The 14,475-nt window shown below is 38.8% G+C and carries 11 protein-coding genes and 1 pseudogene; 9 read left to right on the top strand and 3 right to left on the bottom strand.

The annotated features are described in order from the left end of the window. Window positions 1-154 precede the first annotated feature (154 nt). Complete coding sequence (locus tag PLEUR7319_RS0106965) at window positions 155-3,370, bottom strand: filamentous hemagglutinin N-terminal domain-containing protein (RefSeq protein ID WP_019504487.1); 3,216 nt, start codon at window positions 3,368-3,370, stop codon at window positions 155-157. A gap of 162 nt (window positions 3,371-3,532) precedes the next feature. Between PLEUR7319_RS0106965 and PLEUR7319_RS0106960 the strand changes: the two are divergent. Further along, window positions 3,533-3,940: pseudogene (locus PLEUR7319_RS0106960) on the top strand (WD40 repeat domain-containing protein); the annotation flags it as partial. Window positions 3,941-4,084: 144 nt separating this feature from the next. On the opposite strand, the gene PLEUR7319_RS37875 reads toward PLEUR7319_RS0106960, so the two are convergent. Both PLEUR7319_RS37875 and PLEUR7319_RS0106950 read right to left on the bottom strand, forming a co-directional pair. Next, window positions 4,085-4,534: a hypothetical protein gene (locus PLEUR7319_RS37875; protein ID WP_019504485.1), complete on the bottom strand. Its 450-nt coding sequence runs from the start codon at window positions 4,532-4,534 to the stop codon at window positions 4,085-4,087. A gap of 62 nt (window positions 4,535-4,596) precedes the next feature. Then, entirely contained in the window at window positions 4,597-5,169 is a 573-nt protein-coding gene (locus PLEUR7319_RS0106950; protein ID WP_019504484.1) for a thioredoxin family protein, read from the bottom strand. A gap of 84 nt (window positions 5,170-5,253) precedes the next feature. Between PLEUR7319_RS0106950 and PLEUR7319_RS0106945 the strand changes: the two genes are divergently transcribed. The 8 genes from PLEUR7319_RS0106945 to PLEUR7319_RS0106910 all read left to right on the top strand — a co-directional run bounded on the left by PLEUR7319_RS0106945 (window position 5,254) and on the right by PLEUR7319_RS0106910 (window position 14,475). After that, a complete protein-coding gene (locus tag PLEUR7319_RS0106945) occupies window positions 5,254-5,658 on the top strand; it encodes an NIL domain-containing protein (RefSeq protein WP_019504483.1) in 405 nt (134 codons plus the stop codon). 46 nt (window positions 5,659-5,704) lie between these two features. Next, a complete protein-coding gene (locus PLEUR7319_RS0106940; protein WP_019504482.1) occupies window positions 5,705-7,243 on the top strand; it encodes a bifunctional ADP-dependent NAD(P)H-hydrate dehydratase/NAD(P)H-hydrate epimerase in 1,539 nt (512 codons plus the stop codon). Window positions 7,244-7,480: 237 nt separating this feature from the next. Beyond that, a complete protein-coding gene (locus PLEUR7319_RS0106935; RefSeq protein WP_019504481.1) occupies window positions 7,481-8,230 on the top strand; it encodes an EboA family metabolite traffic protein in 750 nt (249 codons plus the stop codon). A gap of 69 nt (window positions 8,231-8,299) precedes the next feature. Then, window positions 8,300-9,214, top strand: a complete 915-nt coding sequence (locus PLEUR7319_RS0106930; protein WP_371265395.1) for a TatD family hydrolase — start codon at window positions 8,300-8,302, stop codon at window positions 9,212-9,214. Between the two features lie 166 nt (window positions 9,215-9,380). Further along, window positions 9,381-10,301, top strand: coding sequence for a UbiA-like protein EboC (gene eboC / locus PLEUR7319_RS0106925; RefSeq protein WP_019504479.1), 921 nt, complete (start codon window positions 9,381-9,383; stop codon window positions 10,299-10,301). 219 nt (window positions 10,302-10,520) lie between these two features. Continuing rightward, complete coding sequence (locus PLEUR7319_RS0106920) at window positions 10,521-11,726, top strand: 3-dehydroquinate synthase (protein WP_019504478.1); 1,206 nt, start codon at window positions 10,521-10,523, stop codon at window positions 11,724-11,726. Window positions 11,727-11,794: 68 nt separating this feature from the next. Beyond that, entirely contained in the window at window positions 11,795-13,021 is a 1,227-nt protein-coding gene (eboE, locus tag PLEUR7319_RS0106915; protein ID WP_019504477.1) for a metabolite traffic protein EboE, read from the top strand. A gap of 83 nt (window positions 13,022-13,104) precedes the next feature. Next, entirely contained in the window at window positions 13,105-14,475 is a 1,371-nt protein-coding gene (locus PLEUR7319_RS0106910) for an alkaline phosphatase family protein (RefSeq protein WP_019504476.1), read from the top strand.

Genomic DNA, 14,475 nt, shown 5'->3' with positions numbered 1-14,475 from the left:
CTTACAGATATCTAAACCCAACTGATTTTTACCTAAGTCCGACAATAAATTCACAAATCGGCGTAAACAAACTCAAGGAGTTCCTGTATTTTGGCAAAACTCCTTATAGTCTGGATATAGCCATCTTTCAGTGTTTAATGTTGAACTTTTTCTATCAACCGCAGTTAAGTTGGATTTTAGTCAGGCGATCGCCTGAGTTATTAGTCCGATAAGCAGTTAAGATTACTTCTCCAGAATCAGTAACTTTGATGCCTCTAGCTGGTTGTATTTTGCCTATACTAGTTTCTATGGGTTGGGGGATGGCAGATGTGCGATTAGTTTCACCATTAATTGAGACATTAAGAGAATTTAAGGGTAGTCCTGGTTCTGCTGGAATACCACCTTTACCATTGATGGTAAAACTGTTTTTTGCTGTTGCTTCTCTGTTAGCTTGACAAGCCTGAGCCACAGTTCGTTCTGGTTCGACTACATTGGTTGGTAATTCTGTTACTCCCTGAATCGGATTAATATCGGGTGTAGAGATAGAAATAGTGCCATCTAAACCATTAACCTGCGAACTAGCATTAATATCGTTAGTCAAGCTACTAGGAATACGTTCTTGAATACCAAATAATGACTCAGCATTGATAGTGATATTTCCCCCTTGTCCCTGTTCTGCACTAGCCAATATATCGTTACTACCGTCAGGAAAAGCGATGATAAATTCTGTATTAATATCTATATTACCTCCGCTAGCTTCACCAAAAGCTTCAGCAGAAATTAGACTATCTCTATTTAAAGTTATAGAATCGTCCACTACCAAACGGATATTTCCTCCAACTCCCGAAGTAGTAATAGCGGAAATTGTTCCTTCCTTGTCTAAATCAAGGGAACTAATATCAATATTTATAGTTCCTCCATTTCCTCCTTCTTCGCTACCAACAGAGACTGTAGCATTGTTGCCAATATCTAAACTTCCTTGCCCAAAAATTTGAATATTTCCTCCTCCATCTGTAGAACTCAAGCTGTTAGTCGCAAATAAACCCGTCGATTCTTGCAAATCGATTAATAATTGTTCATCAAGTTCAAAAATATTTTCAGAACGAGGAAGTGCATCCTCTCCGTTTATAGTAATGTCTCCTGTAAAATTGAGATTTACATTACCTGCGTTACCACCACGATTTACGGAAGTTACGACAACCCCTCCTGAAACGATTTCTAAATTATTGCCATTTAAGTTAATGCTGCCAGCGTCTACACCATTTTCAGTGGAAGCATCTAAAATTGCGCCTTCTCTAATTAAAATATTAGTTCCATCAAGATTTAAATTTCCTGCCCTACCAAAAGTATCTATCTGAGCGTTAGCAGAAACAAGAGAAAAATTTCTAATATCGATCATATTACTGGAAATGCTTATTTCTCCAGCATTTCCTGATGACTCATCCCTAACCTGACTTAAAATGAGGCTTGAGTCGACAGATATATTATTACTTGCATTTAAAATAATGCTTCCTCCATTGCCAGTAGCTTGTTCGTCAGTACCCGCCTGAACTGTAGTTCTTCCGATTGCTATGGAATCATCAGCAGTGATAGCAATATTTCCAGCATTTCCTGCTCCTATAGTACTGGATCTAATTCCAGATTCATTTAAGTTAATCTTGTTAGCATTTATAGTGATGTCCTCAACATTAATTGGCACATTAAAATTGACATCTGAGTTTACTTCTGTACCATTAAAGTTAATTTCATTTTCGACATCGATATCTATTTTCCCTGGACTTCCTACACCAAAAATTCTACTTTGAATAAATCCGTCTTGGTCAGAAAAATTACTAGCTTGAATGCTAATTTTTCCCGCATCTCCCTGATTACCTTCTTGAACTTCAGTTTGGATTAGATTTAGCCCACTAAAGTTAATTTGCTCGTTGGCATTAATATTAATGTTGCCAATGTCACTAAAGTTACGATTGCTAGTAATAATATATGAAGCATCTCCGTCAAATTGATTATTAGGAGAACCAATAATCGTTAAATTATTAGTTTCAAAATTAATATTTCCCGTACTTCCAGTTCCAGATAAAACCCGATTTAAAATTGATACTTCTTCTATTATTATGTCATTAGATAGTAAACTTGTATTGCCTGTTGTTCCTCTACCATAGGCTACGTTATATATAGAGCTACGCCCTCTCACTTCTAGCAAGCTTGTCTCGATATTGATTGCTCCACCATTGCCTATTGCAGTACTTTCAGATTTAGGATTTCTACCTAAATCGGGTAGATTCTCTAGACCATCAGGACGCAATCCTACTAAATTCCTAATTCCTGTATCATAATTATTTGTATCAAGGATGACTCCATTGATAAAAGCAGAAGTATCTTCTCCAACACCACCACTGCCAATGATTCTCACCGATTCTGTTGCATTAATATTAATATCACCTGCCTGAGATTCAGGGTTTCCCATATCTTCAGCAATACCTGCGTATAATTCACTTTGCTCTGTAAGTTCCAAATTTCTGGCATTAATATTAATGGAACCACCACCATCAGAAACTACTCGGACTCTTGCTTGCTGGGTTAAATTAACATCTCCTCTTTCTATTCCTTCTGGAAATATTAATCCTCCATCCTCACTAATTAGAAGTTCACCTGCTTCTAGTAATCCTCCAAGTTCTACATTGCCACCTGGCGCAGTTATACTACCAGCATCTTCTAGAAAAACATTCCCCCCTATCAAAGCAATATTTTCATTAGGATTAATTTCCAAACCTACAGCATCAAAGATAGTAAATTCACTACCTTCAAAAACGGGATTGATTTCACCATTGAGGACAGTAGTAGTTAAATTAAAATTAGAGCGATTGACTATATCCCCAGGATTATCCCGAAAACCTAAACCAATTGGAGCATTAACTGTTAATAAAGGAGGGTTTTCTAAATCTGCTGCACTAAATTCCCCATCATCAAACAAAATACTACTAGCAGTAGAACCATAAAACGAGCCACCGAGATCTAGTCTTGCGCCTTCACCAAAAATAATCCCAGCAGGGTTAATCAAAAATAAGCTGGCACTACCATTAGCCCGAATCAAACCATCAATGTTGGAGATCTTCCCACCTGTAACTCGACTAAAAATATTAGAGATACTATCCGCATTATTAAAAAACGCTTCATTTCCTATCTGTACAGAAAAGTCCTGAAAACTATGGAATAAATTACTCCCTCGCGTTCCCCCCCCTGTTATTTCTGCTACATTACCATTTTGATTTACTTGAGTATTAACTGTGCCATCAGACGTAACTTGAGCTAAAGATATGTCACTAGTGACGTAGAGACAGCCAAAGGTATAGAGTGAAAATTGACACCAATGAGAAAGAGCTTTTTGCACGGTAGTATTGTTGTTTACCTCAGAATCAAGATTTCAAAAATACTACCACATTAAATAGTTATTTCATCTTGCTTGTAAACAAATTCTAAGTGAAGCACCGATTCTTCCCTTAATTCAGCAACGCCCACGATTAAACTATAGGATTGTCAACGAGGTCAGCTACTTCAAACTCTAGTTGGTCACGAAAACTGGGTATTTTCCATCGCTTTTAGTGCTGATGGTCAAACTCTTGCTAGCGGTTCACCAGATGGCATGGTAAGACTCTGGGATGTACAAACCGGAAAATGTCTACATATCTGCATCGGACATAGCCATTTAGTTTCTTCAGTTGCATTTAGTCCTAATGGCAGTCATGTTGTCAGTGGTTCGCAAGACCAAACTATTAGATTATGGGATGTCCAAACGGGCGAATGTTTCGCAGTGCTTCAAGCAACCAGACTCTATGAAGGAATAAATATTACTGGAGTAAAAGGTTTAACAACTGCACAAAAATCTACATTAAAAGCTTTTGGTGCTGTGGAAAATGATGAAGGTATAGCATTAAGGACTAAAGTTAGGACATTTTTCTGAAATATCAATCAAAAAATTATTACTCGTTACTCATTACCCATTACTTCCGAACCTGTCACTTTTAATGTCCTAATATAATTATGTACGACTATAGTACCCAGCGAAGCCAGAAACTACAGCTTCATCGAAGCAAGTTGCGGTAGTTCATATCCAGTCATCATCATCATCGTTAGCCAATTTACTTTGCTCCGCTTGATTTTGACTATATACAGAACTACTAGAGGAATCTGTTGTCATTTTGGGATTTTCCTGATTCTCAACTAACTCTTCATCTTCAAAATTATCTTCAAGATCATCGGCAAAATCGTCACTCTCCTGCTGATAATCATCATTAGATACGGAGTTAAAATCGGGTTGGGGTAAAATATCGGCTGGCTTCTTGCCCTCTATTTCAATAACTATTAGATCATCAATATAAGCTAAAAAAATATTTCCTTGAACATCACAAACTGTTGCTGAGCAGGATACATCAGACTTCTCTGGAGAAAATAGTTCACTAATAAAACGAGATGGGTTGGCTTTGTCTCCTTCCCCATTAATGCCTAATAAAATATATGCATTTCCCGTTCTTCTATGTTTAACAATTGTAGTCATCTGTTACTGATTACTGATTACTGATTACTTCATTCTCTAGCCGAGATTTCCTAGATAAAAACTTACTTAACCGTTGCACCATGACTACGAGGGTCAGTATTGGCATTATCGGTAACGGTAACTTTTTTCTCAAACTGAGAAACTTGACCTCTGGTATTGGCATAGGGAATGGGGTTATTGGCTATGAGAGCATCCAAATCTTCCTGGAGAATGGAACGAGGTTGTTCTCCAATTGCCTCAGCTACCGCTTCTCCGGTAGAGTCCATAAACAAAAAATGAGGAATCCCGTCAACCCGATAACGTAACATTTCTGGCAACCATTTAGTATTATCGACATTGAGCATCACAAAGTTGACGCGATCGCCATAATTTTGTTTAATTGCCCCCAGATCAGCTGCCATTGCCTGACAACTGGTACACCAGTCCGCATAGAATTCCGTCAGGGTGGGTTTATTATTAGTTAATGCTACATTCAAGGGAGTGGAGCGTTTAACCTGAGATTCTAAAGATAAAGAACTAGTCTCAGTTTGTAAGCCCAAAAACAGAGCGATACTGAGGACAACTGCCGTAATCGCAATTACAATATTTCTCACAGAATTATTATTAGTATTAGAGTCTAGTTGTGGCTCAGTCATCAGTAAACTTATAGATAAATAATTAAAGTGCCATTTGTATCATTCTATCTATATTAATCGTCCGTCCTCAATTTATTACTCCCCATGAAAAAACGGGTCACAATAACTTTTCCCAAAACTGCGGTTCAAATTCCCATAACCTATCGTTTGGCAAAAGATTTTAATGTTGCAGCTAATATTATTCGGGCGCAGGTAGCTCCCAACCAGATGGGCAAACTAGTGGTCGAGTTGCAGGGAGATATCGATCAAATTGATGCTGCCATTGAATGGATGCGTATGCGAGATATTAATGTCTTCTCGGCTAGTGCTGAAATTGTAATCGATCAAGATAGCTGTGTAGATTGTGGTTTGTGTACGGGAGTCTGTCCGACTCAAGCTCTTATTTTAGATTCAGAGACTTTTAGATTAAACTTTCGGCGATCGCATTGCATAGTTTGTGAGCAATGTATACCCACTTGTCCTGTAGGTGCAATTTCGACTAATCTTTAAATTATCTGTCGATCTAGCTGGCAGTTGATGAGCCGACTCAGTGAATATGGATAATATAGTCGATACCGTGATCGTATCTGCCGAACAAATGCGGCAGATAGAAGAACAGATCTTTGCTGCGGGGATGCCTGTGGCAGCATTGATGGAAAAGGCAGCCAAGTTATGTAGCGATCGCCTTCAGATTTTGTATCCTCGTGAACAGATTACCTCGGTAGGTATTTTAGTCGGACCTGGTCATAATGGCGGAGATGCGCTGGTAATTGCTCGTGAATTGTATCTAGCAGGATATCAAGTTAAAGTTTATCGACCATTTTTTAAACTCAAGTCTTTAACTGCCCAACACGCCAGCTATATCAATAGTCTTGGTATTCCCTTCTTTGATGAAATACAACCTTTACAAGCATGTCAATTAATTATTGATGGTTTGTTTGGCTTTGGTTTAACTCGTGAGTTACCCGAAAATATTATCGAAGTAGTTAATCTGGTTAACAGTTGGTCTCAACCAGTAGTAAGTATCGATCTGCCTTCAGGAATAAATACCGATACAGGTGCCGTATTAGGTACTGCCATCAAAGCTACCCGCACATTATGTTTGGGTTTATGGAAACAGGCTTTTTTCCAAGATGTAGCCTTAGAATATATAGGTATCAGTGAAAGAATTGATTTTGGTCTGCTACGCCATCATATCTGGTCAGTATTACCCAAACCAGTACCAGTAAAAAGAATTTCTCCCGCGATCGCCTTAGAAAACTTACCTCTACCCCGTCCTGTAGTCACATATAAATATCGTCAAGGGCATTTACTACTTATTTGTGGCTCTCATCGTTATGCAGGAGCCGCTATTCTCACGGCTTTGGGTGCCAGAGCTAGTGGAGTAGGAATGTTATCTGTCGCTGTGCCAGAGTCTTTAAAAACTCTTTTAATTAGTCATTTACCAGAAGCTTTAATTATTGACTGTCCTGAGAATAAAGAAGGTGCGATCTCTTCTTTACCTTTTTCTGGGAACGATTTGAGTCGATTTGATGCTGTCGCTTGTGGTCCTGGTTTGACTGTAGATGCTAAATCGGTGGTGCAGAGAGTTTTACAGGCAGAATGCCCTTTAATTTTGGATGCCGATGGTCTCAATATTTTGGCAGAGCATGGAGCAACAGAGGTATTAAGTCAAAGAAATGTTCCCACTGTCCTGACACCTCATCCAGGAGAATTCAAGCGTTTATTCCCTGAAATTACCGAGCCAGAAAGTAATCGCATCGTAGCAGTACAAACTGCTGCGCAACAAAGCAAGGCGATTATTTTACTCAAAGGAGCAAGAACAGCGATCTCTAATGAACGAGGATTCACGTGGTTAATTTCCGCTAGTACTCCAGCCTTAGCAAGAGGAGGTAGCGGAGATGTCTTAACCGGATTAATCGGTGGTTTAGTGGCACAAGGAACAAAAGCGGAAAAAACCAACCTATTTAATACCGTGGCTAGTGCGGCTTGGTGGCACGCTCAAGCAGGAATTTTAGCCGCTAAAGAGCGAACAGAATTAGGAGTAGATGCTGTTACCCTTGCTCAGTATTTAACCAAAGCTGTTAACTATTAACTAGCAATCAACACCTCAACCAAATTCTATTTTTTTCTCTTAAAAGATTAGTTATTTGCTGAGTTTTTCTGTATATTTACTTATTTGAAATAGAAGTGTTTCCTCTCACAGAATTTACGCTTCATCAAAACTATATTTATTTAACTAAAACTTTGCAAAAAAACATCGAAAGTTTATAGTCGTTTTTGAAAAACATGATTATAGTTGAAAAGTAACATCAGTGTTATCACTTTAATCATGGCATCTGAGACAGATATTAAAACCAATAAAATTATTGCTTTACTATATACCTGGTTGGAAACACGGGCTGCGACTGAAAATTTAGCTTGGTTAACAAGAAAGCAAGCAGAAATTACGCAGAATTCTGCTGAAAAAACTCTATTTACTGCCTTTAGTAGTGTAGTTAGATACTTAGGGAAGCAAAAACTAGAATTATCAATTGAGGAATTACAAGCAGCAAATAAACTAGTAACTGGATGGAATCCGATTGATTGGACTTTAGATCAAGTTGGTCGCAGTTTACTGATTTTATCTTTTCCCCACGAAGATGAAGATAAATATGTAGCAACTTTAAATAAGATTTTTGCGGCAGCGGATGTAAGAGAAGCGATCGCTTTATATCAAAGTTTATCATTATTGCCTTATCCAGAAAAATTTCAATTACGTGCTGCTGAAGGAGTTCGTACAAACATGACTTCAGTATTTAATGCAGTAGCGTTAAATAACCCCTACCCAGCAAAATATTTAAATGATTTAGCTTGGAATCAAATGATTCTAAAAGCTTTATTTGTTGGTACTCCACTACATCCTATTTATGGATTAAAAAGCCGTAATAATCAACAGTTATCCCAGATGTTAATTGACTATGCCCGTGAAAGATTGGCAGCCAAAAGAACAGTTAATCCTGAACTATGGGAACTAGTTGCACCTTTTAATTCTCAAGCAGTTGCCGAACTTGAACCGGAATTTGAGGTGATTTGCGCTTAATTCCTACTTAAATTTCTTCAAACTTAATTATTCTAAAAAATCACTTATAAAACAATGCAAAACAACAACATGATGTTCCTCGATCCCCACATTCACATGACTGCCAGAACTACCGACGACTATCAAGCAATGGCTAAAGCTGGCATCGTGGCAATCATTGAACCAGCATTTTGGTTGGGGCAACCTCGTACTAGTGCTGATACCTATAGAGACTATTTAAGTTCTTTGGTTGGTTGGGAGAGATTTCGTGCCAGTCAGTTTGGCATCAAGCATTACTGTACTATTGGTTTAAATTCCAAAGAGGCTAATAATGAAGCCATAGCTGAAGCAGTGATGGAAATGTTACCCCTTTATGCTTGCAAGGAGGGCGTAGTAGCCATTGGCGAAATTGGTTATGATGACATGACTCCTGCGGAAGATAAGTATTTTCGTCTTCAGTTAGAACTAGCCAAAGAATTAGGTTTACCCGTCATGATTCATACACCCCATCGAGATAAAAAATCGGGTACATCTCGTAGTATGGATGTCTGTTTAGAACATGGGCTACAACCATCTCAGGTAATCGTCGACCATAATAACGAAGAAACCGCTAAAGAAGTTTTAGATCGGGGTTTTTGGGCAGGATTTACCATTTATCCCCATACCAAAATGGGTAATGAAAGAATGGTGGAAGTCGTACGTCACTATGGTTGCGATCGCATTATTGTCGATAGTAGTGCCGATTGGGGTGTCAGTGACCCATTAGCAGTTCCCAAAACTGCTCAACTCATGGCACAAAGAGGTATTCCTGAAGAGCATATTAAAGCCGTTTGCTATCAAAATGCCTTAACTGCTTATAGTCAAAGCGGTCAAATTAAAGAAAGTGATTGGCTCAATTCCTCTCCCATCGATCAACGCGAACTATATAGTGGTAATTCAGTATTGAGAGGGCAACAACCTCTAGTTGAATCCACTTCAGAAGCTAAATCTGTGGTCATTGTTTAGTAGGGGCGTTTCGCGAAACGCCCCCTACGGGAGCATCTCATTTCAGCAAATATATTTTTTCGATAGACGATAAATCAAAGGTTAGATTATCCAATACATCATGTTTCTTCCAAAATGGGATGCGCCTGCCCCTACAAACAATTTGTTACTTCTTACATAATTCATCATGTCTTCGATAACTATTAAATCGAACAAATTTCAATCTACCTGGGCTTATTTACAACTCATGCGTCCTGCCAATATTGTCACTGCTTGGGCAGATATTCTTTTAGGATATGCCGTGGCTGGAGCAGTTACCGTTGGCATCAGTAACCTAAATTTTATGACTTTGGGCTGGTTAATTTTAGCTACCACAGGACTTTATGGTGGGGGAGTTGTTTTTAACGATGTCTGTGATGCTCAGTTAGATGCCGTTGAACGTCCAGAACGTCCTATTCCCAGTGGAGAAGCAACTTTATCAGGTGCGATCGCCTTAGGTACGTTGTTGTTAGTTATGGCGATTATTGCCGCAGCCATAGTATCTCAACTGAGTGCGATTTTAGCCATCATTGTTGCCACCTGCGCTCTTACATACGATAAGTGGAGTAAACATCAGACAATTTTAGGACCTTTAAATATGGGTTTGTGTCGCGGTGGTAACTTGTTGTTGGGTGTTAGTGCGATTCCTTCAGCAGTTGGTAATCACTGGTATTTAGCATTAATTCCTATCATCTACATTGCTGCAATTACTGCTATTGCTCAAGGGGAAGTCCAAGGCGGCAAGAAAGTTACTGGCATGATAGCGATCGCTTTAATTGCCATAGTGATAGGTAGCATCCTTAGTTTAGGACTGTTACCAGAATATACCCTCTTAATAACTTTACCTTTTTTGGCTTTATTTACAGCTTTAGTTTTGCCGTCTTTTATTAAAGCTTCTATTAATCCTGAGCCTAAGTTAATTCAAATGGCAGTTAAGGCAGGAATCTTATCATTAATTGTTTTGGATGCAACTATTGCTACTGGCTTTAGCAATTGGATTTATGGCTTGTTATTACTGGCATTGTTGCCCTTATCTCGCTTTTTAGCGCGATTGTTTGCTGTTACTTAAAGGAGCGAAGCTCCTAGCTGCGGCAAAGCCGCTTTATTGGAAAACCGCTATATAGCGTTTCTCAAATAAGTGAGGTACAAATATAAACTTAGTCAAAAACCTTAAAACCCCTATTCCCTATTCCCTATTCCCTATTCCCTGACTCCACCAAGGTGTATCTCATTAATACGAGAAACGCTATATACGAATACTATTATCAATTTCATTCTAAAAATACCAATGCTTCTACAAAAAAATAACATTTCCCAAATCGAATCTTTACGTCAAGACATCGCAGTTAGATTTACTTATGACGTTCACTTTACTAAGGGGCTATTCAATACCAGTAATCCTCTGCTATCTCAAGTAATAGCTACAGAAAACAATAAAGCAAAATCTATCATGGTAGTGGTTGATTCGGGATTATTAGAGCATCATCCCCAGTTAATCAAACAAATTACCAACTACACCAACTATTTCAGCGAAAAAATCAAACTAGCTGCTGAACCAATCATCATTCCCGGAGGGGAAGCAGCCAAAAACGATCCCTCTTTGGTTGACAAAATTCAGCAAACTATTGAGCAAGCAGGAATATGTCGTCACTCCTACGTTCTAGCAATTGGTGGCGGTGCCGTAATCGATATGGTGGGTTATGCTGCTGCTACCGCCCATCGCGGTGTGCGATTAATTCGTATCCCGACAACTGTTCTCGCCCAAAATGATTCGGGGGTAGGAGTCAAAAACAGTATTAATGCTTTCGGCAAAAAAAACTTTTTAGGTACTTTTGCTCCACCTGTTGCAGTACTAAACGATTTCGATTTTCTCTCCACTTTAGAAGATCGAGACTGGCGATCGGGTATTGCTGAAGCAATTAAAGTAGCTTTGATAAAAGATCCAGAGTTCTTCCAACATATTAGCGATCGCGCTAAGAATTTAGCTCTAAGGGATACCGAAGCAATGGAACAGGTAATCTACCGTTGTGCCGAACTACACCTAAATCATATAGCTAATTATGGCGATCCTTTTGAAATGGGTTCTTCTCGCCCCCTAGATTTTGGTCACTGGGCAGCTCATAAACTAGAATACTTGACTAATTATCGCCTACGGCACGGAGAAGCTGTAGCTATTGGTATAGCTCTAGACTGTACCTATTCTTATTTGACAGGACTACTAAATCAAGAGGAATGGCAACAAATTATCAAAACTCTACAGAATCTTGGATTTGAGCTATTTGTTCCTGAGCTAGCTAGTAACTTAGACAATTCTGAAGCAGAAGATTCTATTTTTTGTGGGTTAGTAGAATTCCGCGAGCATCTAGGCGGTAATTTAGCGGTAATGCTATTGCCCAAAATTGGACAAGGACTAGAGGTAAATCAAGTCAATATCCCTATCTATAAACAAGCAATCTTGATGTTGCAAGAAATTGAAGTTACAACTGTTAGTTAGTTCAATTAAGTAAATCGGTGTAATTCATCGGAAACGGTTTATTTAAATCAATATAACCAATAATCACCGTGAAACTAGCAACCAATGACCAATTACATCTTACTTACTGTACCAATATCCATCCCGGAGAAACTTGGTCAGAAGTAGAACATAACGTCAAACAATATATAACTAAATTAAAAACTAGATTATCTCCAGATCAATCCTTTGGTATTGGCTTACGCCTAGCAGATATCGCTGCGAGAGAATTACTAAATGGAGATAATCTTGCCCAATTTCATAGCTGGTTACAAGAACAAGATTTATATGTCTTTACCCTCAATGGTTTTCCCTACGGTGGATTTCATCATCAAGTGGTCAAGGATCGAGTGTATGCTCCTGACTGGTCTAAAGTAGAACGTTTAGATTACACTCTAAAGCTAATTGAGATTTTAACTACTCTATTGCCAGAAAGTCTTGATGGTGGAATCTCTACATTACCCGTGTCCTATAAACCCTGGTGGCATAATTCTGAAGAGAAAAATCACGTTTTTCGGCAAAGTAGTATTCATTTAGCTCAGGCGATCGCAGTAATGGCAGAGGTGCATCAAAATACAGGAAAATTGCTGCATCTCGATCTCGAACCAGAACCCGATGGTCTATTGGAAAACACTACGGAAGTTATTGATTTCTTTCAAGATTGGTTATTGCCTATCGGGGGCAAATGGCTACAACAACAGCTAGGAATTACTCAGTCAGTAGCAGAATCTTGGATTACCGAGCATATAAGGGTATGCTACGATACCTGTCATTTTGCAGTAGAGTACGAAGAACCAGAGCAAATACTGCAATCTTTTCAGAATGCGGGCATTAAAATTGGCAAAATCCAACTCAGTTCGGCAATCAAAATTAATATCCCTTCAGAACCAGAGCAACGCCAGAAAATTAAAAATAAACTATCGCCTTTTGCTGAATCTACTTATCTACATCAAGTTATTGCTCGCCACCACAATCGGGCTGACTTTAAACATCATCGTGACTTATCTACAGCCTTACCCTTGCTTTTAGAAACCGAAGCCGAAGAATGGCGTACTCATTTTCACGTACCGATTTTTATTCGTAATTATCAATTATTTGAATCTACGCAAAAACATCTGGAAAAGCTACTAAAAATACTACCCCACTATGCTGTAGGTCATCATTTAGAGATTGAAACCTATACCTGGGAAGTATTACCTCCCGAAATGAAATTAGATATTTTGACCTCCATTGAACGGGAATACCAATGGGTTTTATCAGTAATCAGTAATCAGTAATCAGTAATCAGTAATCAGTAATCAGTAATCAGTAATCAGTAATCAGTAATCAGTAATCAATAACCAGTAATCAGTAATTAATTATGGATAAAACTGTAGTTCTGAACGTAGTCGGCTTAACTCCAGAATTAATTGGAGAATACACTCCTTTTCTCTCTGCTTGGCAGAAACGAGGTAAGACCACTTCAATTAAACCAGTTCTACCAGCTGTCACCTGCACCGCCCAAGCAACCTATTACACAGGAGTTAATCCCGATGAGCATGGTATTGTCGCTAATGGCTGGTATTTTCGAGATGAATGTGAAGTCAAATTATGGCGACAATCGAACCATCTAGTTCAAGCCCCTAAAATCTGGGATAAAGCGCGAGCGCTCGATCCTGATTTTACCTGTGCTAATCTTTTTGGTTGGTACAATATGTATTCTTCAGTTGACTATGCGGTGACACCACGTCCCATGTATCTCGCAGATGGTCGGAAACTTCCTGATATCTATACTGAACCGATGGAATTACGCCCTTGGTTAACTGACGAATTGGGAGAGTTTCCTTTATTTAATTTTTGGGGACCGAATACTTCTGTCAAATCTAGTCAGTGGATTGCTGATGCTAGTAAACAAGTTGAATTAAAATATAGTCCCACTCTAACTTTGGTATATCTTCCCCATTTGGATTATTGTTTGCAAAAGCTTGGCACAAATCCTCAAACTATTGCCCAGGATTTACAAGAAATAGATCGAGTCTGTCAGGATTTGATTGAATTTTACGAAGCTAGAGGTGCGAAAGTTATTGTTCTCTCTGAATATAGTATTACAGAAGTTTCTCAGCCTATACATCTTAACCGTCTGTTCAGACAGCAGGGTTTAATTACCGTGAGAGAAGAACTAGGCAAAGAAATTTTAATTCCTGGAGCAAGTAAAGCTTTTGCTGTTGCCGATCATCAAATTGCTCATGTTTACGTCAATGACCATGATTGTTTGGCTCAGGTAAGAAATATCTTAGAAAATACGACCGGAATCGATTTAGTCTTAGATGAAGCAGGAAAGCAAAAATATCACCTGAATCATTCTCGTTCAGGTGAACTTGTAGCGATCGCCAGTCCTGATGCTTGGTTTACCTACTACTATTGGTTAGATGACAGTCTCGCTCCCGATTTTGCCCGTACCGTTGATATCCACCGCAAACCTGGTTACGATCCAGTAGAACTTTTTGTCGATCCGCAGCTAAAATTTCCCCCAGGCAAAATAGCATTGACCTTACTTCAAAAGAAACTGGGTTTTCGTTATTTGATGGATGTAATTCCTTTAGATGCTAGTCTGGTCAAAGGTTCTCACGGACATCTGACAACTTCAATAGGGCGATCGCCGTTATTAATTTCTCAACAGCAAGATTTGTTGACGAATGAAATAATTAAAGCCACAGAAGTATTTCAGATCATACTAAATCATCTGAATTGA

Source organism: Pleurocapsa sp. PCC 7319 (assembly GCF_000332195.1).
GTDB lineage: Bacteria > Cyanobacteriota > Cyanobacteriia > Cyanobacteriales > Xenococcaceae > Waterburya.
The sequence above is the reverse complement of the archived record's forward strand: the minus strand, read 5'-3'. Positions and strand labels throughout refer to the sequence as shown.